The organism is Metapseudomonas resinovorans, from assembly GCF_002003485.1.
In the GTDB taxonomy this organism is placed as follows: Bacteria; Pseudomonadota; Gammaproteobacteria; order Pseudomonadales; family Pseudomonadaceae; genus Metapseudomonas; species Metapseudomonas resinovorans_D.
Genome location: NZ_BDMA01000057.1, coordinates 233,946 through 252,814 on the forward strand (window position 1 = coordinate 233,946; position 18,869 = coordinate 252,814).

General features: G+C 64.5%; 19 protein-coding genes. 16 read left to right on the forward strand and 3 right to left on the reverse strand.

From position 1 onward, the window contains the following. The first annotated feature begins 196 nt into the window (after positions 1-196). The 5 genes from MnOB_RS15945 (at position 197) to MnOB_RS15965 (ending at position 4,229) form a co-directional block, all read left to right on the forward strand. Positions 197-994: a hydroxymethylpyrimidine/phosphomethylpyrimidine kinase gene (locus MnOB_RS15945; protein ID WP_077525254.1), complete on the forward strand. Its 798-nt coding sequence runs from the start codon at positions 197-199 to the stop codon at positions 992-994. Further along, positions 991-1,620 carry a thiamine phosphate synthase gene (gene thiE / locus MnOB_RS15950; RefSeq protein ID WP_077525192.1) on the forward strand — a complete coding sequence of 210 codons (630 nt, stop codon included), beginning with the start codon at positions 991-993 and terminating at the stop codon, positions 1,618-1,620. The genes MnOB_RS15945 and thiE overlap by 4 nt, the downstream gene beginning before the upstream one ends. Positions 1,621-1,650: 30 nt before the next feature. Further along, positions 1,651-2,940, forward strand: a complete 1,290-nt coding sequence (gene hemL, locus MnOB_RS15955; RefSeq protein ID WP_077525193.1) for a glutamate-1-semialdehyde 2,1-aminomutase — start codon at positions 1,651-1,653, stop codon at positions 2,938-2,940. Beyond that, entirely contained in the window at positions 2,940-3,587 is a 648-nt protein-coding gene (locus MnOB_RS15960; protein WP_077525194.1) for a hypothetical protein, read from the forward strand. The genes hemL and MnOB_RS15960 overlap by 1 nt, the downstream gene beginning before the upstream one ends. 93 nt (positions 3,588-3,680) lie before the next feature. Beyond that, positions 3,681-4,229 (forward strand): tetratricopeptide repeat protein, encoded by a 549-nt coding sequence (locus MnOB_RS15965; RefSeq protein ID WP_077525195.1) that lies wholly within the window; start codon positions 3,681-3,683, stop codon positions 4,227-4,229. A 34-nt stretch (positions 4,230-4,263) separates the two neighbouring features. Here the strand turns inward: MnOB_RS15965 and MnOB_RS15970 are convergent, their stop codons facing one another. After that, on the reverse strand, positions 4,264-4,587 hold the full coding sequence (locus tag MnOB_RS15970) for a DUF1820 family protein (RefSeq protein WP_077525196.1): 324 nt from the start codon (positions 4,585-4,587) through the stop codon (positions 4,264-4,266). 136 nt (positions 4,588-4,723) lie between these two features. Between MnOB_RS15970 and miaB the strand changes: the two genes are divergently transcribed. The 5 genes from miaB (at position 4,724) to lnt (ending at position 10,128) form a co-directional block, all read left to right on the forward strand. Beyond that, positions 4,724-6,064 (forward strand): tRNA (N6-isopentenyl adenosine(37)-C2)-methylthiotransferase MiaB, encoded by a 1,341-nt coding sequence (gene miaB, locus MnOB_RS15975; RefSeq protein ID WP_077525255.1) that lies wholly within the window; start codon positions 4,724-4,726, stop codon positions 6,062-6,064. A gap of 92 nt (positions 6,065-6,156) precedes the next feature. Beyond that, a complete protein-coding gene (locus tag MnOB_RS15980) occupies positions 6,157-7,176 on the forward strand; it encodes a PhoH family protein (protein ID WP_077525197.1) in 1,020 nt (339 codons plus the stop codon). After that, a complete protein-coding gene (gene ybeY / locus MnOB_RS15985) occupies positions 7,169-7,633 on the forward strand; it encodes an rRNA maturation RNase YbeY (protein ID WP_077525198.1) in 465 nt (154 codons plus the stop codon). The genes MnOB_RS15980 and ybeY overlap by 8 nt, the downstream gene beginning before the upstream one ends. Before the next feature lie 21 nt (positions 7,634-7,654). Further along, positions 7,655-8,494 (forward strand): HlyC/CorC family transporter, encoded by an 840-nt coding sequence (locus tag MnOB_RS15990; RefSeq protein ID WP_077525199.1) that lies wholly within the window; start codon positions 7,655-7,657, stop codon positions 8,492-8,494. A gap of 113 nt (positions 8,495-8,607) precedes the next feature. Next, positions 8,608-10,128, forward strand: coding sequence for an apolipoprotein N-acyltransferase (lnt, locus tag MnOB_RS15995; protein ID WP_077525200.1), 1,521 nt, complete (start codon positions 8,608-8,610; stop codon positions 10,126-10,128). A gap of 67 nt (positions 10,129-10,195) precedes the next feature. Here the strand turns inward: lnt and MnOB_RS16000 are convergent, their stop codons facing one another. Beyond that, positions 10,196-10,957: a YdcF family protein gene (locus MnOB_RS16000; RefSeq protein WP_077525201.1), complete on the reverse strand. Its 762-nt coding sequence runs from the start codon at positions 10,955-10,957 to the stop codon at positions 10,196-10,198. A 24-nt stretch (positions 10,958-10,981) separates the two neighbouring features. Beyond that, on the reverse strand, positions 10,982-11,419 hold the full coding sequence (locus tag MnOB_RS16005) for a hypothetical protein (protein ID WP_077525202.1): 438 nt from the start codon (positions 11,417-11,419) through the stop codon (positions 10,982-10,984). Positions 11,420-11,674: 255 nt separating this feature from the next. Here MnOB_RS16005 and leuS point away from each other — a divergent pair, with 255 nt between their 5' ends. The 6 genes from leuS to lipA all read left to right on the forward strand — a co-directional run bounded on the left by leuS (position 11,675) and on the right by lipA (position 18,831). After that, the gene (leuS, locus tag MnOB_RS16010; RefSeq protein ID WP_077525203.1) at positions 11,675-14,296 is read left to right on the forward strand and encodes a leucine--tRNA ligase; all 2,622 of its coding nucleotides are present in this window, start codon (positions 11,675-11,677) and stop codon (positions 14,294-14,296) included. Between the two features lie 60 nt (positions 14,297-14,356). After that, positions 14,357-14,965, forward strand: a complete 609-nt coding sequence (locus MnOB_RS16015; protein WP_077525204.1) for an LPS-assembly lipoprotein LptE — start codon at positions 14,357-14,359, stop codon at positions 14,963-14,965. A gap of 39 nt (positions 14,966-15,004) precedes the next feature. After that, on the forward strand, positions 15,005-16,042 hold the full coding sequence (gene holA / locus MnOB_RS16020; protein WP_077525205.1) for a DNA polymerase III subunit delta: 1,038 nt from the start codon (positions 15,005-15,007) through the stop codon (positions 16,040-16,042). Positions 16,043-16,112: 70 nt separating this feature from the next. Next, positions 16,113-16,271, forward strand: a complete 159-nt coding sequence (gene arfA, locus MnOB_RS16025; protein ID WP_077525206.1) for an alternative ribosome rescue factor ArfA — start codon at positions 16,113-16,115, stop codon at positions 16,269-16,271. 55 nt (positions 16,272-16,326) lie between these two features. Beyond that, entirely contained in the window at positions 16,327-17,634 is a 1,308-nt protein-coding gene (locus MnOB_RS16030; RefSeq protein ID WP_077525207.1) for a lytic murein transglycosylase, read from the forward strand. 144 nt (positions 17,635-17,778) lie between these two features. Continuing rightward, positions 17,779-18,831, forward strand: a complete 1,053-nt coding sequence (gene lipA / locus MnOB_RS16035; RefSeq protein ID WP_077525208.1) for a lipoyl synthase — start codon at positions 17,779-17,781, stop codon at positions 18,829-18,831. The last annotated feature ends 38 nt before the right edge of the window (positions 18,832-18,869 follow it).

An 18,869-nucleotide genomic window follows, 5' to 3' on the forward strand; every position in this document is an offset into this window, starting at 1 on the left:
CGCCACCCTGGGCCAGGTTGTTCGAAAAGTGCACTCTAGCACAGCGCAAGGCGGCTGAAAGCTGCACATTGCCATCACCATGGAACAGCTCTATTCCGGTGCTTTCAGCTGTACCACCAAGGCCATGAGCGATCCCCCTGAGGCATAGCGCCGCCGGTGCGGCCCGGCGAGGTGATTAATGGTAAGCTCGCCGACCATGAAAACGACCAACTCTCGCCCCGTAGTCCTCTGCCTTTCCGGCCACGACCCCAGTGGTGGCGCCGGCCTCCAGGCGGATATCGAAGCCCTGATCGCACAAGGCTGCCACGCCGCCCCGGCCGTGACCGCCCTGACCGTGCAGGATACCGTCAACGTTTCCGACTTCCGCGTCCTCGACCGCGAATGGGTGCTGGCCCAGGCCAATGCCGTGATCGCTGACCTGCCGGTAGCCGCCGTCAAGCTGGGCATGCTCGGCTCGGTGCAGATGGTCGAGACCGTCCTGGAAATCATGCAGTCCTTGCCAGGCGTCCCACTGGTCTGCGACCCGGTGCTGCGTGCTGGCGGCGGCGGAGCGCTGGGCAAGGACGAGGTGGGTTTCGCGATCCGCGAACGCCTGCTCCCGGTCGCGGCCATCGCCACCCCGAACCTGCCGGAGGCCCGCATCCTCGCCGAACTGCCTGAAGGCACCCCGGACGAGTGCGCGGAAAAGCTCCTGCCGTTCTGCCGCAATCTGCTGATCACCGGCGGCCATGGCGACGAGAATGAAGTGCACAACCGCCTGTACACCCAGGATGGCCAGCGCTTCACCTATACCTGCCAGCGCCTGCCCGGCAGCTACCACGGCTCGGGCTGCACCCTGGCCAGCGCCCTCGCCGGCCGCCTCGCCCTGGGCGAGGAGCTGTCCAGTGCCGTACGTAGCGCGCTCGACTACACCTGGCGCACCCTGCGCGATGCCGAACAACCCGGTCACGGCCAGTACGTGCCGCGTCGCCTGCCGCTGGACTTCTGCCAATGAAACTGCGCGGCCTCTATGCCATTACCGATAGCCAGTTGCTGGCCGGCGGCAAGTTGCTGCCCTATGTCGAAGCGGCCCTGAAGGGCGGCGCCAAGCTGCTGCAGTACCGCGACAAGTCCAGCGACGAGGCTCGACGCCTGCGCGAAGCCGAAGCCCTCGGCGAGTTGTGCACCCGTTACGGCGCCCAGTTGATCATCAACGATGACGCCGAACTGGCCGCACGCCTGGGCGTCGGCCTGCACCTGGGCCAGGGCGACGGTTCCCTGGCCGCGGCTCGCGCCCTGCTGGGCCGCCAGGCCGTGATCGGCGGCACCTGCCACGCCAGCCTGGATCTGGCAGCCACCGCAGTCCGGGAAGGCGCCAGCTACATTGCCTTCGGCCGCTTCTACAATTCCCAGACCAAGCCGGGCGCCCCCGCCGCCACCCTGGACCTGCTGGACCAGGCACAGCAGCGTTTTCAGGTACCGATCGTCGCCATCGGCGGCGTGACCCTGGAAAACGCCCCCGAGCTGATCAACCGCGGCGCCAGCATGGTTGCGGTGATCCACGCATTGTTCGGCGCCGATTCGGCCGCCGAGGTGGAACGCCGCGCGCGTGCCTTCAGCGCCCTGTTCGACGCCGCCTGACCCAGAATTCGCTTGAAAGAGAGACCTGCCATGTCCCGTTCCGAAACCCTCTTCGCCAACGCCCAGAAACACATCCCCGGCGGCGTCAACTCGCCGGTCCGCGCCTTCAAGAGCGTCGGCGGCACGCCTCTGTTCTTCAAGCACGCGGAAGGCGCCTACATTACGGACGAGGACGACAAGCGCTACGTGGACTATGTCGGCTCCTGGGGTCCGATGATCCTCGGTCACAGCCATCCGGACGTGCTGGGTGCGGTGCGCAAGCAGCTGGAGCACGGCCTGTCCTACGGCGCGCCCACCGCCCTGGAAGTGGAAATGGCCGACCTGGTCTGCTCCCTGGTGCCGTCCATGGAGATGGTGCGCATGGTCAGCTCCGGCACCGAAGCCACCATGAGCGCCATTCGCCTGGCCCGCGGCTTCACCGGTCGCGACAGCATCATCAAGTTCGAAGGCTGCTACCACGGCCACTCCGACTCCTTGCTGGTGAAAGCCGGTTCCGGCGCCCTGACCCTGGGCGTACCGAGCTCTCCCGGCGTGCCTGCGGCCTTCGCCCAGCACACCCTGACTCTGCCGTTCAACGACATCGACGCCGTTGAAAAGACCCTCGCCGACGTGGGCAACGAAGTCGCCTGCATCATCGTCGAGCCGGTGGCCGGCAACATGAACTGCGTACCGCCGGCACCCGGCTTCCTCGAAGGCCTGCGCAGCCTGTGCGACAAGCACGGCGTGGTGCTGATCTTCGACGAAGTGATGACCGGCTTCCGCGTCGCCCTCGGCGGCGCCCAGGCCCACTACGGCATCACCCCGGACCTGTCCACCTTCGGCAAGATCGTCGGTGGCGGGATGCCGGTCGGCTGCTTCGGCGGCAAGCGCGAGATCATGTCGCACATCGCCCCGCTGGGCCCGGTCTACCAGGCTGGCACCCTGTCCGGTAACCCGCTGGCCATGGCCGCCGGCCTGACCACCCTGAAGCTGATCAGCCGCCCCGGCTTCCACGCCGAGCTGACCGACTACACCAACCGCATGCTCGACGGCCTGCAACAGCGTGCCGATGCCGCCGGCATCCCCTTCGTCACCACCCAGGCAGGCGGTATGTTTGGCCTCTACTTCAGTGGTGCTGACGACATCGTTACCTTCCAGGACGTGATGGCCAGCGATGCCGAGCGCTTCAAGCGCTTCTTCCACCTGATGCTGGATGGCGGCGTCTACCTGGCACCGAGCGCCTACGAGGCTGGCTTCACCTCCATCGCCCACGGCGACAAGGAACTGGCGATCACCCTGGACGCAGCCGAGCGCGCCTTCGCCAAGCTGAAACAGGCTTGATGCAATACAGCACCGCCCTCTCCGACGGCATCCTCGCCCTCGCCTGCCTGGCCAGCGCCTTTGCGCTGGTCCGGGCCGGCAAGGGATTCGCCGACGAAGAGCGGCCGACGTGGTTATGCGCCCTGCTCGGGCTGCTGATCCCGGCGACTGCAGCCCTGTGCGGGGTGGTGCGTTTTTCTATAGACCCGTCCTGGCGCGAGGCCCACAGCCTGCTCAGCCAGGCCGGCACCTTCCTCGCCTTGCCGCTGGTCGCCTTGGCGATCTTCGCCTTCTCCCGCAACGTGACCTGGAGCCAAGCCTCCTGGGGACGTCTGGTGATCGGCCTGTGCGTGACATTCGAGCTGGCCCGGCGAACCGGATTGCTTGCCGAGTACCGACTGCTGCTCAGCCTCACCGCGTTCACCCTGATCCTGCTGGCGGGCCTTGGCAGGCTGCCGGAGCGGGCTTCGCCAGCGCTGGCGGCGTTCGCCATCGTAGGATTGTTCCTAGTGGCCGGATTGCTGGTGGGGACCGATGGCGTTATCGGCCCTTTACTCCGGGTCGATCTGTTCCACGCCCTTCTCACGCCCGCCTACCCGATGATGGCCTGGCTGCTCCTGCAACTTCGCGACACAGTGCCAAGCGCAAACAAAGTAAAGGCTTTGTAAGATCGGCCTCGCTTATTTCATAATGTGACGGTCGGCGCGTTTCTCGCCGGCCGGGCATGATGCCCGCACTGCTTCCGAGGCACTGTGATTCCCATGAACCGCACCGGCCGCACCCTTATCCTGGGCTGCCTGTTGCTTTTCCAGCCACTGCTGGCCAATGCCGGCGGTAACTCCCTGCTGATCCCAGCTACCGGCCGCTGCAACCTGAACAGCCTGCCGGAAAACCTCTCGGAAGCCATTTCTGCCTGCCAACAGGCGGCCAAGGGCGGCGACGCTGAAGCCCAGTACGAGCTTGGCGAGTTCTATTACGACGGCAAACGCACCCCGCGCGACCTCGCACAGTCCCTGCAATGGTTCGAGCAGGCCTCTCTCAAAGGCCACGCCCAAGCGCAATTGCGCCTGGGCAACATGTTCTTCCGGGGCGAAGGGGTACCGGCCAATAACGTGCAGGCCTACATCGTGCTCAAGATGGCAGCGGTGAACGGTTCGGACGAGGCGATGGACAGTGCCGACCTGGTGGCCGCCCAGATGCGTTCTGACGAGCTGGAAATCGCCACCCAGGTACTCGGGCAGATCTTCCGCAACTACCTGCTGGAACTACAGGCCGCTGACGGCGGCTCGCCCTTCTCGCCTCTGCCCTGAACCCGGGGCAGCGGCACCCATCAGACGATCCGACCTACTTCTCCGGCATCGGCATGGGGAATGGCATCACGTTGCCGCCCCCTCGCGCCTCGCTGATCTTCGGCGTGCCAAGGCGCTCCACTTCATCGATACGGATGATCGAGTGCATCGGCAGGAAACTGCGCACCACGCCTTCGAACTGAGCCTTGAGCTTCTCCTCGCTGGGATCGACCACCACCTGGGTGCGCTCGCCAAAGACGAATTCTTCCACTTCCAGGAAGCCCCAAAGATCACTCTGGTAGATCTGCTTGGCGTACATCTCGTACACCTGGCCCTGGTTCAGGAAGATCACCTTGTAGATGGGGGCGGGCTTGCTCATGAGGAGTCGGCGGGTCGTCGCGGGGGAATTTCGGGGGCGCAGATCATAGCACAGCCGCCAGGCAGCCGGTGCTAGGAACACTGGAGGGATGGCGATTATAATGCTCGGTTCTTCGAACCACCTGATTCAAAAGCGAATGGCCAAGAAGCTCTATATCGAAACCCACGGCTGCCAGATGAACGAGTACGACTCGTCGCGCATGGTCGACCTGCTCGGCGAACATCAGGCACTGGAAGTCACCGAACACGCCGAAGAAGCCGACGTCATCCTGCTCAACACCTGCTCGATCCGCGAGAAGGCGCAGGAGAAGGTGTTCTCGAAACTTGGCCAGTGGCGCGAGCTGAAACGACAGAATCCGGAGCTGGTCATCGGCGTGGGTGGCTGCGTGGCCAGCCAGGAAGGCGCCGCCATCCGTGAGCGCGCTCCCTATGTAGACGTCGTGTTCGGCCCGCAGACGCTGCACCGCCTGCCGGAAATGATTGACGCCGCACGGGTCACCCGCAAACCCCAGGTGGACATCAGCTTCCCGGAAATCGAGAAGTTCGACCGACTGCCCGAGCCCCGCGTCGATGGCCCCAGCGCCTTCGTCTCGGTCATGGAAGGCTGCAGCAAGTACTGCACCTTCTGTGTGGTGCCCTACACGCGCGGCGAGGAAGTCAGCCGTCCGTTCGACGACGTATTGGCCGAAGTCATCCACCTGGCCGAGAACGGCGTGTGTGAAGTGACCCTGCTGGGCCAGAACGTCAACGGCTATCGCGGCCTGACTCATGATGGCCGCATCGCCGACTTCGCCGAGCTGATCCGCGTGGTGGCCGCCGTCGATGGTATCGAGCGCATTCGCTACACCACTTCGCACCCGCTGGAGTTCTCCGACGCGCTGATCCAAGCCCACGCAGAAGTGCCGGAACTGGTGAAGTTCGTCCACCTGCCAGTGCAGGCGGGCTCCGATCGCATCCTCGCGGCCATGAAGCGAAATCACACCGCACTGGAATACAAGTCGCGCATCCGCAAGCTGAAGGCTGCGGTGCCAGACATCTGCATCAGCTCGGATTTCATCGTCGGTTTCCCCGGCGAGACTGACAAGGACTTCGAGGCCACCATGAAGCTGGTGGAAGAAGTCGGCTTCGACTTCTCCTTCTCCTTCATCTACAGCTCGCGCCCTGGCACCCCCGCGGCGGACCTGCTGGATGACACGCCGGACGACGTCAAGAAGCAGCGCCTCCAGATCCTGCAGACCCGCATCCACCAGCAGGGTTACGAGATCAGCCGACGAATGGTCGGCAGTGTCCAGCGCATCCTCGTCAGCGACTATTCCAAGAAGGACCCGGGCATGCTCCAGGGCCGTACGGAGAACAACCGCATCGTCAACTTCCGCAGCGCCAACCCGCGCCTGATCGGCCAGTTCGTCGATGTGCACATCGACGATGCACTGCCCCATTCCCTGCGAGGCAGCCTGCTCGAAGAAAGCCTGCACTGATCGACCTTCGGGGTCCGTGCTTTTCGAGGCGGGCCACCGGGGTTATTCTGCATGACATCCCATTGCTACCGCCCAAGGGCGAACACACGACATTGAACGCCTCCCTGGATCTGCACCGCTTCACCCTGGAACCCTTTGAAGCCCGCCGCTTCGCCAATCTGTGCGGCCAACTCGACGAGCACCTGCGCTTGATCGAGCAACGCATGGCCATCGAAATCCGCAACCGCGGCAACCAGTTCGAACTGGTCGGCGACCCGCAACTCACCCGTGCAACGGAAAACCTCCTGCGCCGCCTCTATCGCGAAACCGAGGCCATCGAGCTGTCGCCCGACATGGTGCATCTCTTCCTGCGCGAAACGGGCATGGAAGAAGCGGCCAATCCGAAGACCGAGGCTGTGAGCCTGCGCACCCGCAAGGGCAATATCCGTCCCCGCGGCGCCAACCAGCAGCGCTACGTGAAGTCGATCCTCGATCACGACATCAACTTCGGCATCGGCCCGGCCGGCACCGGCAAGACCTACCTGGCCGTAGCCTGCGCCGTGGACGCCCTGGAGCGCGAGCAAATCCGCCGCATCCTGCTGGTGCGCCCGGCGGTCGAGGCCGGCGAGAAGCTCGGCTTCCTCCCCGGCGACCTGTCCCAGAAGATCGACCCCTACCTGCGCCCGCTCTATGACGCCCTCTACGAGATGCTCGGCTTCGACCACGTCGCCAAGCTGATCGAGAAGCAGGTGATCGAGGTCGCACCGCTGGCCTACATGCGCGGCCGCACCCTTAACAACAGCTTCATCATTCTCGACGAGAGTCAGAACACCACCCTCGAGCAGATGAAGATGTTCCTGACCCGTATCGGCTTCGGCTCCACAGCGGTCATCACCGGCGACATCACCCAGATCGACCTGCCGCGCGGCACGAAATCCGGGCTGATCCACGTGATCGACGTGCTGCGTGACGCGCAGGGGATCAGCTTCACCCACTTCAAGTCTCAGGACGTGGTGCGCCATCCGCTGGTCCAGCGCATCGTGGAAGCCTACGACCGCTTCGACAGCCGTCAGCAACCCGCCAAGGCCAAGCCAGCCGACAACGACCCGGGCGCAATAGACGACAATGCTTGAACTCGACCTGCAACTCGCCAGCGAGGCCCAGGGCCTGCCGAGCGAGGCGGACTTCCGTCGCTGGTGCGAACTGGCCCTGCGCCAACGCAGCGCCGATTCCGAACTGACCATCCGACTGGTGGACGAGCCCGAGGGCCGCGAACTCAATCGCACCTGGCGCCACAAGGACTACGCTACCAACGTACTCTCCTTCCCTGCGGACGTGCCGGACGAGTTGCTGGATATCCCGCTGCTCGGCGACCTGGTGATCTGCGCGCCGGTGGTAGCCCGGGAAGCCTCGGAACAGGGCAAGGCCCTGGAGGCTCACTGGGCTCACCTGGTCATCCACGGCTGCCTGCACCTGCTCGGCTACGACCACATCGAGGATGAGGAAGCCGAGGAAATGGAAGCATTGGAACGGGAATTGCTGGCTGAACTTGGCCACCCCGACCCTTACATAGACGACGAAGACCAATAAGAAGCACCGAGCAAAGGACATATGAGCGAAGATCGATCGAGTAACGGGCACAGGTCCTGGCTGGAAAAGCTGACCCAGGCCTTTGCCCATGAACCGAAAAGCCGCCAGGAGCTCCTCGAGCTGCTGCGCGAGGCCCACCAGAACAAGCTGCTCGATAGCGAAGCGCTGTCGATCGTCGAAGGGGCCATTCAGGTCGCCGACCTGCAGGTGCGCGACATCATGGTGCCGCGCTCGCAGATGATCAGCATCAAGGCCAACCAGACGCCGAAGGAGTTCCTCCCGGCGATCATCGACGCTGCCCACTCCCGCTACCCGGTCATCGGCGAAAGCCTCGATGACGTCATGGGCATCCTCCTGGCCAAGGACCTGCTGCCACTGATCCTCCAGGACAACGGTCAGGCCTTCAACATCAAGGACCTGCTGCGTCCGGCCACCTTCGTGCCCGAATCCAAGCGCCTCAACGTGCTGCTGCGCGAATTCCGCGCCAATCACAACCACATGGCCGTGGTCATCGACGAATACGGTGGCGTGGCGGGACTGGTGACCATCGAGGACGTGCTGGAGCAGATCGTCGGCGATATCGAAGACGAGCACGATGTCGAGGAAGACAGCTACATCAAGCCACTGCCCAGCGGCGACTTCATCGTCAAGGCACTGACCCCGGTGGATGCCTTCAACGAATTCTTCGAGACCGACTTCTCCGAGGACGAGTTCGACACCGTCGGCGGCCTGGTCATGGGCGCCTTCGGCCACCTGCCCAAGCGCAACGAAACCACCGAGATCGGCGAATTCCGCTTCCGCGTGCTCAACGCTGACAGCCGCCGCATCCATCTGCTGCGCCTCTCCCCGCTGTCCCGTTGATTCGCGCGCGCCCCTCCACAGCGGAGGGGCGTCCGTGGATAATCGCGCCCCGAGCCGGCAACAAAAGGCTCGCGCTGCACCTCTCCAGCTCCCCATCCGCCCAAGGACCGAGCATGAACTGGATCACCCGCCCCGGCTGGCCGGGCAACTTGCTGGCGCTCGCCGCTGGCGCCCTTACGCCCCTGGCATTCGCCCCCTTCGATTTCTGGCCTCTGGAACTGCTGTCGCTCGCCCTCTTCTATCTGGGCCTGCGCGACCTGACACCCAAGGCCGCGTTCTGGCGCGGCTGGTGGTACGGCCTCGGCCTGTTCCTGACCGGCACCGGCTGGATCTACGTCAGCATCCACGACTACGGCGCGGCGTCCGTGCCACTGGCCGCGTTCCTCACCGTCGGTTTCAGTGCCGGCGTGGCACTGTTCTTCGCCCTGCCAGCAGCAATCTGGGCGCGCTGGCTGCGCCGCAGCGAGGCGGCCCTGGCCGATACCCTGGCCTTCGCCGCACTCTGGCTGGTCCAGGAAGCGTTTCGTGGCTGGTTCCTTACCGGATTCCCATGGCTCTACGCCGGCTACAGCCAGCTGGACGGCCCGCTTTCGGGCCTGGCGCCGGTCGGCGGTGTCTGGCTGGTGTCCTTTGCCCTGGCGCTGACCGCAGCCCTGCTGGTGAACCTGGCCCGCCTGCGCAGCCGCCCTGCATTCCTGGGGGCCGGTATCGCCCTGCTGATCGCGCCCTGGGCCGTCGGCCTCGCGCTCAAGGGCCATGCATGGACCCAGCCCGCTGGAGCGCCGCTGAAGATCGCGGCCATGCAAGGCAACATCGAGCAGAACCTGAAGTGGGACCCGGAGCAGCTCAACGCCCAGCTCGCGCTTTATCGCGACATGACCTTCAGCTCGCAGAAGGCCGACCTGATCATCTGGCCGGAAACCGCGGTACCGGTGCTCAAGGAGTTCGTCGACGGCTACCTCGGCGTGATGAGCCGTTTCGCCAACGATCGGCAGTCCGCGCTGATCACCGGCGTACCGATTCGCCAGAACAACGATCGCGGCGAGAAGCGCTACTACAACGGCATCACCGTGGTCGGCCAGGGTGAGGGCACCTACCTCAAGCAGAAGCTGGTGCCCTTCGGCGAATACGTCCCGCTGCAAGAGGTTCTGCGCGGGCTGATCGCCTTCTTCGACCTGCCGATGTCCGACTTCGCCCGTGGCGACTCCGATCAGGGTCCGCTGATGGCCAAGGGATACCGAATCGCTCCGTATATCTGCTACGAGGTGGTCTATCCCGAGTTCGCCGCCGACCTGGCCGCACAGAGCGACATCCTGCTGACCGTCAGCAACGACACCTGGTTCGGCACCTCCATCGGCCCACTGCAGCACCTGCAGATGGCGCAGATGCGCGCCCTGGAAGCCGGCCGCTGGATGATCCGCGCGACCAACAACGGCGTGACCGTGCTGATCGACCCGTTCGGCAAGGTCACCGAAGGCATCCCGCAATTCCAGCAAGGCGTGCTCTACGGTGAAGTCCTGCCCATGCAGGGCCTGACGCCCTATCTGCAGTGGCGCGCCTGGCCCCTGGTGATCCTCTGCGGCCTGCTCTTCGCCTGGGCGCTGATGGCCAGCCGAATCGCCAAGACGGTGTAAGCCCAATGTAGGAGCGAGCTTGCTCGCGAAAAATGATCGCGAGCAAGCTCGCTCCTACAGGAAACCCTCAGTCATAGGCCAACGGATAGGCCAGCAGTCCAATGGCCTCGTTCAACAGCATTCCGTTCTGTGCCACGGCCTTGCTCTCGGGTAGCCAGCCACCCAAAGGCCAGCCATTGGGCACACCCAGGTAGCCCATGGGTGCTGCCACCACCTCGAAGCCTGCACGCTCGAAACACCAGCGCGCCCGTGGCATATGCGCAGCCTGGGTGACCAGTAGTACCCGGCGAATCCCCTCGGGCTGGAGCACTTTCGCGCTATAGGTGGCGTTCTCCCAGGTGGTACGGCTCTCCCCCTCTTGCCAACGCACCTCCAGTCCATAGTCGCGCTTGAGGGTATCCGCCATGATCTGCGCCTCGCTGGGGGGCACGCCAAAGTGCAGGCCACCGCTGGTCAACAATGGCAGGCCGCTGGTGCGGGCCAGACGTGCCGCGAAACGCAAACGCTCCAAGGCCATGGCCGACGGCTGATCACTACCCCAGGCAGGGTCGGCAAGCTGACGCCCGCCCCCCAGCACGACGATCGCATCCACCCGCTCGGCCAACTGTGCCCATTCCGACTCAGCCAGTGGCGCATCGCGCTCGAGCGCCCGGGCCGACCACTCGACCACGATCGGCAGGCTCATCAGCCAGAGCCCCCCCAGCCCCATGACGAAGCAGGCCAGTGACAGCCGCGGCATACGCCGGCGCAACCACCAAGCCAACAGCAGCAACAGGAGAAGGCCGCCAGGAGGCAGCAGGAATTGCTTGATGATGTAACGAATGGGCATGGGCACCTCCAGGGTGCCCGGAGACTAGCGGGGATTGGATGTCCGGAAAAGCTGCGAACCGCAGGACATGCACGCCTGCACACCCTGGCCGCGCTGCCAGGTGGCAGGCGTACCGCACATGGCGCAGCAGAGCTGCTGGCGGCGCTTGAACATGGGTTTGGGCTTGAGGGCGAAACTCTTGGGTGGCCCGCTGTCGCCACGCGGGGATCGGCGGGGTAATTGCTCGATGGCCGCCAGTTCCTCGGCAGCCGCGTGCCAGCCGCGCAGCCAGCGCATGTCCCGATCCAGATAAGCGCGGATAAGCTCCATTTCGGCAGGGGTCAGTCCCTTGAGCTCAAGCTCAAGCGGTTCCTCGTCGCGCAAGCGAACCGCCGTATCCGCCTCATCCAGTGCCAGGGCCAACCGGTGCAACAACCGTTCATAGGGCCCATTCCCTGCTTCCGTCCGCCGCAACTCACCCATCCCAACACCTCGAAACACGTAAACGCTTGCCTTGCTTATGAAAAGCTTAGCGTTCGGTTCCTGGCTGCAAGGTGCCCGCGACAAACGGCGCCGGTATTGGCGACGGACGTCCACCCGTGAATTCAGGGTTTCCCTCGGTCGGCGGGGGTCATGTATGCTACGTCGCTTGAATTTCCTTTTCCTCCAGGGTCCGACGCCACGGCCACGGCCAACGCAACCGGCCCCAGGGAACTCCATCCTCCAGCGCCAGTAGCCATGCACGAACAGTATCAGCCCCGCGAAATCGAAGCCGCCGCGCAAGCCCACTGGGACGCGCATAAATCCTTTGAAGTGAGTGAGCAGCCCGGCAAGGACACCTTCTATTGCCTGTCGATGTTCCCCTACCCGAGCGGCAAGCTACACATGGGGCACGTGCGCAACTACACCATCGGAGACGTGATCGCCCGCTACCAGCGCATGCTGGGCAAGAACGTGCTGCAGCCCATGGGCTGGGACGCGTTCGGCATGCCGGCGGAAAACGCCGCGATGAAGAACAACGTCGCGCCGGCCAAGTGGACCTACGAGAACATCGACTACATGAAGACCCAGCTGAAAAGCCTGGGCCTCGCCATCGACTGGTCCCGTGAAGTCACCACCTGCAAACCCGATTACTACCGCTGGGAGCAGTGGCTGTTCACCAAGCTGTTCGAAAAGGGCGTGATCTACCGCAAGAACGGCACCGTCAACTGGGACCCGGCGGACCAGACGGTCCTCGCCAACGAGCAGGTCATCGACGGTCGCGGCTGGCGCTCCGGTGCGCTGGTAGAGAAACGCGAAATCCCGATGTACTACTTCAAGATCACCGCGTACGCGGATGAACTCTTGAGCAGCCTCGACGACCTGGACGGCTGGCCCGAGCAGGTCAAGACCATGCAGCGCAACTGGATCGGCAAGTCGCGCGGCATGGAAGTCAGCTTCCCCTACGACCAGGCCAGCATCGGCCAGGCCGGCGCAATGAAGGTCTTCACCACCCGTCCGGATACCCTGATGGGCGCCACTTACGTGGCCGTCGCAGCCGAGCACCCGCTGGCGACCCTCGCGGTGCAGAAGCTGACGGCTGACAAGGCCGCTGAACTGCAAGCCTTCATCGATGAGTGCAAGCGCGGCGGCGTTGCCGAAGCCGACATCGCCACCCAGGAGAAGAAGGGCCTGCCCACGCCGCTGTTCGTCGAGCACCCGCTGACCGGCGACAAGCTGCCGGTCTGGGTCGCCAACTATGTCCTGATGAACTACGGCGAAGGTGCCGTGATGGCCGTACCGGCCCACGACGAGCGCGACTTCGCCTTCGCCCACAAGTACGACCTGCCGATGAAAGCAGTGGTGCGCACCTCCGCCGGTGACGAAACTCCTGCCCCGTGGCAGGACGCCTATGGCGATCACGGCCAACTGATCAACTCCGCTGAATTTGACGGCCTGGACTACCAGGGCGCCTTCGACGCCATCGAAGTCGCCCTGCAGAAGAAAGGCCTGGGCCAGGCCCGCACCCAGTTCCGCCTGCGCGACTGGGGCATCAGCCGCCAGCGCTACTGGGGCTGCCCGATCCCGATCATCCACTGCCCGAGCTGCGGCGACGTACCGGTGCCGGAAGACCAGTTGCCGGTCGTCCTTCCCGAAGACGTGGTACCGGACGGCGCCGGCAGCCCGCTGGCGAAGATGCCCGAGTTCTACGCCTGCACCTGCCCGAAATGCGGCACCGCGGCCAAGCGCGAAACCGACACCATGGACACCTTCGTGGAAAGCTCCTGGTACTTCGCCCGCTATGCCTCGCCGAACTACGACAAGGGCATGGTCGACCCGGCCGCAGCCAACCATTGGCTGCCGGTGGATCAGTACATCGGTGGCATCGAACACGCCATCCTGCACCTGCTCTACGCACGCTTCTTCCACAAGCTGATGCGTGACGAAGGCCTGGTCAGCTCCGACGAGCCGTTCAAGGACCTGCTCACCCAGGGCATGGTCGTCGCAGAAACCTACTATCGCGTTGCAGCCAACGGCGGCAAGGACTGGTTCAACCCGGCCGATGTCGAAGTCGAGCGCGACGCCAAAGCCAAAGTCATCGGCGCCCGCCTGAAGACCGACGGCCTGCCAGTGGAAATCGGCGGCACCGAGAAGATGTCCAAGTCGAAGAACAACGGCGTGGACCCGCAGGCGATGATCGACCAGTACGGCGCTGATACCTGCCGCCTGTTCATGATGTTTGCCTCGCCGCCGGACATGAGCCTGGAGTGGTCCGACTCCGGCGTCGAAGGCGCCAGCCGCTTCCTGCGTCGCGTCTGGCGTCTGGCCCAGGCCCACGTCGCTGCCGGCCTGCCGTCCGCCCTGGATCGCAGCGCCCTGAACGACGAGCAGAAGGCCGTGCATCGCGCCATCCACCTGGCCATCAAGCAGGCCAGCCAGGATATTGGCCAATATCACAAGTTCAACACCGCCATCGCTGCTGTGATGACCCTGATGAACGTCCTGGAAAAGGCCCCGCAAGCCAACGCCGAGGACCGCGCCCTGCTACAGGAAGGCCTGGAAGCCATCGCCCTGCTGCTGGCGCCCATCACTCCGCACATCAGCCATGAGCTCTGGCGCGAGCTGGGCCACACCGGTGCTGCCATCGACGCTGCCTGGCCCACCGTGGACGAAGCCGCCCTGGTGCAGGACAGCCTGCAACTGGTCGTGCAGGTCAACGGCAAACTGCGGGGCCATATCGAAGTGCCGGCAGACGCCAGCCGCGAAGCGGTGGAAGCCGCTGCGCGCGCCAACGAGAACGTGCTGCGCTTCACCGACGGCCTGACCATCCGCAAGGTCATCGTGGTGCCAGGCAAACTGGTCAATATCGTCGCCAACTGATCGAAGCCGGCGCCCTCCTCCGGGAGTGGTGCCGGACTGTTTGCAAGGGGAAAGCAAGAAATGATGAAACGGAATCTGCTGGTCCTGGGCCTTACCGTGCTGCTGAGTGCGTGCGGCTTTCAACTGCGCGGCACCGGTGACGCCCAGTTCGCCCTGAATGAATTGGACGTAACCGCTCGCAACCAATACGGCCAGACCATCAAGGAAATGCGCGAGGCGCTGGAAAGCAACGGGGTGAACGTCCACGCAGGCGCTCCTTACACCCTGGTGCTGGCCCGCGAAGACGAGAGCCAGCGCACCGCTTCCTACACCTCCGGTGCACGCAGCGCGGAATACGAGCTGACCAAGACCCTGCAATACGAGATCCGCGGCAACAACAACCTGTTGCTGATGAGCGACAAGCTGACCGTGCAGAAGTACTACGTGTTCGACAGCAACAACCTGATCGGCTCCGACCAGGAAGCGGCTCAGCTGCGTGAAGAAATGCGCCAGGAAATGATTCAGCAGATGCTCATGCGCCTGCAGCTCGTCAGCCCGGCCCAACTCGACCAGCTGCAGCAGACTGCAGAAGCCAAGGCCAAGGCGGAAGCCGAAGCCCTGGAAGCCGCACGCCAGGCCGAGAAGGCCCAGCAGCCGCAGCAGTCTCCGCTGCAACTACCCATCCAGTGAGTAAAAGGGGCCGCACAGCGGCCCCAGTCATTTGCGCCTATGAAACTCAACCCCGCACAACTGGGCAAACACCTGCAGGGCCAACTGGCGCCTGTGTACGTCGTCAGCGGCGATGAGCCACTGCTCTGCCAGGAGGCCTGCGACGCAATTCGCGCCAACGTTCGTGCCCGGGATTTCAGCGAGCGCCAGGTATTCAACGCCGAGGCCAACTTCGATTGGGGCTTGCTGCTGGAAGCCGGCGCCAGCCTGTCGCTGTTCGCCGAGAAACGTCTGCTGGAAGTGCGCCTGCCCTCGGGCAAGCCAGGGGACAAGGGCGCCGCGGCATTGCTGGAATACCTTTCCCGACCGCCGGAAGACACCGTGCTGCTGCTCAGCCTGCCCAAGCTCGACGGCAGCACCCAGAAGACCAAATGGGCCAAGGCCCTGATCGACGGCGCCGACGCGCAATTCATCCAGATCTGGCCCATCGAGGCCCACAACCTGCCGCAGTGGATACGCCAACGCCTTTCCCAGGCTGGCCTCGCCGCCAACCAGGAAGCGGTTGATCTGATCGCTGCCCGGGTCGAAGGCAACCTGCTGGCCGCCGCCCAGGAAATCGAGAAGCTCAAATTGCTCGCGGAGGGCGGCCAGGTGGATGCCGCCACGGTCCAGGCCGCCGTCGCTGACAGCGCCCGTTTCGATGTCTTCGGCCTGATCGACGCGGCCCTCAATGGCGAGCCCGCCCACACCCTGCGGACGCTGGAAGGCCTGCGCGGCGAAGGCGTGGAGCCTCCCGTGATCCTCTGGGCGCTGGCCCGAGAGCTGCGCCTGCTGGGTGGACTGGCCCAGCAATACAGCCAGGGTGTGCCGCTGGAGAAAGCCTTTGCCGCAGCCCGTCCACCCGTCTGGGACAAGCGCCGCCCGTTGGTCACCCGCGCCCTGCAACGTCACCCGGCGTCACGCTGGAACCTGTTGCTGCAGGACGCCCAGCGGATCGACGCGCAGATCAAAGGCCAGGCCCCTGGCGACCCGTGGAACGGACTCGCTCGTCTTGCCCTGCTGCTGGCCGGCCAGCGTCTACCGCTGCCGGCCGAATGACTGGACATTTTCTGACCAGCAGCCGATGATGCGCGCGCTCGCACTGTGCGGGCCCCATCGAGGATCGGACATGGCCAAGAAACGCAAGCCAGGCGCACCCAACCGCGCCAAAACCCTGGTAGCTCAACCCCTCTTCCGCTGCCGCCAGGAAAAACCCATGAAGGGCAAAGGAAGTTACCGCCGCGAAGCCTCCCACGATTGGGAGGCTTCGTCGCTTATAGCGGTCTGAATTGGCTCGGACATGTTAAGGTCGCGACTTGATTCGTCTGCCTCGAGACTCGCGTATGTTCGATGCCCCCGCCCCCGGCCTGATGTTCCGCAGCCTGGCCGTGGCCTCTGCCCTCACCCTGCTCAGCTCCTGCGCCGATGCCCCGGCCCAGAAATCCGCTACCGCTCCCCTGCCTCAGGCAACCCAGCCCGCCAGTAAAACCACCGCAACGCCCGCCCAGCTTCCTGTGCAGATGCCCGCCATCAGCTTCAGCGCGTGGCGCGACGGTTTCCGCCGCGAGGCCCTGGCCCAAGGCATAGACGCCAGCCTCTTCGACCGAGCCTTCGCCGGCATCTCCCCCGATCCGAGCGTGATCACCGCTGACCGCAGCCAGCCCGAGTTCACCCGACCGGTGTGGGAGTACCTGGAAGGCGCCATCTCTCCCTATCGCGTGCGCAAGGGTCAGGCCCTGATAACGGAGAACGCCGCGACGCTGGATGCCATCGAGCAACGCTTCGGCGTAGACCGCGAACCGCTGGTGGCCATCTGGGGCATGGAAAGCAGCTTCGGCCAGTTCATGGGCGACAAGTCGGTGATCCGCTCCCTGGCTACCCTGGCCTACGAAGGCCGTCGTCCCGAGTTCGCCCATGCGCAGCTTATGGCTGCCTTGCAGATCCTCCAGCACGGCGACATCCAGCCCGACAGCATGCTGGGGTCCTGGGCGGGCGCCATGGGACAGACCCAGTTCATCCCGACCACCTACAACAGCCATGCCGTGGACTTCGATGGCGATGGTCGCCGCGACATCTGGAACTCCTCGGCCGATGCCCTGGCCTCCGCCGCCCACTATCTGCAGGCCTCGGGCTGGCGCAAGGGCCAACCCGCCGCACTGCAGGTGCAGTTGCCACAGGGCTTCGACTACGCCCACGCGGATGGCGACATCCGAAAGTCGGTGGCGCAATGGCAGGCAATGGGCGTGCAAGTCGGTCCGCAAGGCGCGAGCCTCGGCAACAACAGCGCCTCCCTGCTGCTGCCGGCCGGCCATCGTGGCCCGGCCTTCCTTGTTCTGGACAACTTCCGCGCCATCCTCAAATACAACAATTCCTCGTCCTACGCCTTGGCGGTCAGCCTGCTGGGCGAGCGCTTCGATGGCCGAGGAGAGCTCACCGGCAGTTGGCCGCGCGACGAGCGTCCGCTGAGCCGCAGCGAGCGGGTGGAGCTGCAGGAGTCCCTGGCCGGAGCCGGCTACAACCCGGGCACCGCGGACGGCATCATCGGCGCCAACACCCGCAAGGCGATCCGTGGTTACCAGCAGCGCCTGGGATGGCCGGCGGATGGCTACCCCAACCTGGATCTGCTCAAGCAATTGCGTGAGGGGCGCTGAGGCGCCCTGACCTTTTTTTGCGGCCGCCGCACGCGCTCGCCGGCAGACGGCTGCGAGTTCGTGCAAACGCCTTTGTGATAAACTGCGCCACCCCTTTTTGCCCCTGCGGCAGCCAACGGAGCCACCAGCGGAGCCAGATTTCCGATGTCCGATACAGACTCGTCCAAACACGTCGCGAGCGGTGAAAAGTTCCGTACTGCTCAGGGCATTACCGCAATCAAGGATGGCCAGAAGCGCCGCGCCTCGGCTGAACCCCAGGTGTTCGAGCCCAAGCCCAAGTGGTTGCGGGTAAAGGCACCAGGCGGTAGCCGTTTCGAAGCGGTCAAGCGCAATGTCGGCGAGCATCGCCTGAGCACCGTGTGCCAGGAATCGCACTGCCCGAACATGGGTGAGTGCTGGTCCAACGGCACCGCCACCATCATGCTGATGGGCTCGGTCTGCACCCGCGCCTGCCGCTTCTGTGCCGTGGACACCGGCAATCCCAATGGCTGGCTGGATCTGGAAGAGCCGCAGAACACCGCCAAGTCGGTCGAGCTGATGGCGCTGCGCTACATCGTACTGACCTCGGTGGATCGCGACGATCTGGACGATGGTGGCGCCGGCCATTACGCCGCTTGCGTACGCGCCATCAAGGCGAATACTCCGCAGGTGGTCGTGGAAGCCCTTACCCCCGACTTCGATGGCGACCACCTGGCCATCGAACGCGTCGTGGATTCCGGTCTGGAGGTGTTCGCGCAGAACGTCGAGACGGTCAAACGCCTGACCCATGTCGTGCGCGACCCGCGTGCGGGCTACGAGAAGACCCTGCGCGTGCTGGAGCATGCCAAGCGCCACCGTCCGGACGTGCTGACCAAGACCAGCCTGATGCTCGGCCTGGGCGAGACCGACGAAGAAATCATCGAAACCATGGATGACCTGCGCGCAATCGGCGTGGACATCCTGACCCTCGGCCAGTACCTGCAACCCACTCGCAACCACCTGCCGGTGAAGCGCTGGGTCAGCCCGGAAGAATTCAACCGGTTCCGCGATATCGGCCTGGAAAAGGGTTTCATGGAAGTCGCAGCCGGTCCGCTGGTGCGTTCCAGCTACCGGGCTGACCGGGTGTTCGAGAAGAACAACCTGGGCTTGGCGGCACCGGTGCCAGTACCTGGCCAGGCCCTCGATCCGAGCATCATTCCCGCACTCAACCTGGGCTAAGCAGGAACTGCTCAGCCCGCGAGCGCAGCAAGGCTGAA

Excerpts from the sequence above, each read along its gene's own strand:
- lipA (WP_077525208.1), top strand. The coding sequence starts at position 17,779 with ATGTCCGATACAGACTCGTCCAAACACGTCGCGAGCGGTGAAAAGTTC.
- miaB (WP_077525255.1), top strand. The coding sequence starts at position 4,724 with ATGGCCAAGAAGCTCTATATCGAAACCCACGGCTGCCAGATGAACGAG.
- MnOB_RS16005 (WP_077525202.1), bottom strand. The coding sequence starts at position 11,419 with ATGGGTGAGTTGCGGCGGACGGAAGCAGGGAATGGGCCCTATGAACGG.
- ybeY (WP_077525198.1), top strand. The coding sequence starts at position 7,169 with ATGCTTGAACTCGACCTGCAACTCGCCAGCGAGGCCCAGGGCCTGCCG.
- hemL (WP_077525193.1), top strand. The coding sequence starts at position 1,651 with ATGTCCCGTTCCGAAACCCTCTTCGCCAACGCCCAGAAACACATCCCC.
- MnOB_RS15970 (WP_077525196.1), bottom strand. The coding sequence starts at position 4,587 with ATGAGCAAGCCCGCCCCCATCTACAAGGTGATCTTCCTGAACCAGGGC.
- holA (WP_077525205.1), top strand. The coding sequence starts at position 15,005 with ATGAAACTCAACCCCGCACAACTGGGCAAACACCTGCAGGGCCAACTG.
- arfA (WP_077525206.1), top strand. The coding sequence starts at position 16,113 with ATGGCCAAGAAACGCAAGCCAGGCGCACCCAACCGCGCCAAAACCCTG.
- leuS (WP_077525203.1), top strand. The coding sequence starts at position 11,675 with ATGCACGAACAGTATCAGCCCCGCGAAATCGAAGCCGCCGCGCAAGCC.
- lnt (WP_077525200.1), top strand. The coding sequence starts at position 8,608 with ATGAACTGGATCACCCGCCCCGGCTGGCCGGGCAACTTGCTGGCGCTC.
- MnOB_RS16000 (WP_077525201.1), bottom strand. The coding sequence starts at position 10,957 with ATGCCCATTCGTTACATCATCAAGCAATTCCTGCTGCCTCCTGGCGGC.
- MnOB_RS15960 (WP_077525194.1), top strand. The coding sequence starts at position 2,940 with ATGCAATACAGCACCGCCCTCTCCGACGGCATCCTCGCCCTCGCCTGC.
- thiE (WP_077525192.1), top strand. The coding sequence starts at position 991 with ATGAAACTGCGCGGCCTCTATGCCATTACCGATAGCCAGTTGCTGGCC.
- MnOB_RS15945 (WP_077525254.1), top strand. The coding sequence starts at position 197 with ATGAAAACGACCAACTCTCGCCCCGTAGTCCTCTGCCTTTCCGGCCAC.
- MnOB_RS16030 (WP_077525207.1), top strand. The coding sequence starts at position 16,327 with ATGTTCGATGCCCCCGCCCCCGGCCTGATGTTCCGCAGCCTGGCCGTG.
- MnOB_RS15990 (WP_077525199.1), top strand. The coding sequence starts at position 7,655 with ATGAGCGAAGATCGATCGAGTAACGGGCACAGGTCCTGGCTGGAAAAG.
- MnOB_RS16015 (WP_077525204.1), top strand. The coding sequence starts at position 14,357 with ATGATGAAACGGAATCTGCTGGTCCTGGGCCTTACCGTGCTGCTGAGT.
- MnOB_RS15965 (WP_077525195.1), top strand. The coding sequence starts at position 3,681 with ATGAACCGCACCGGCCGCACCCTTATCCTGGGCTGCCTGTTGCTTTTC.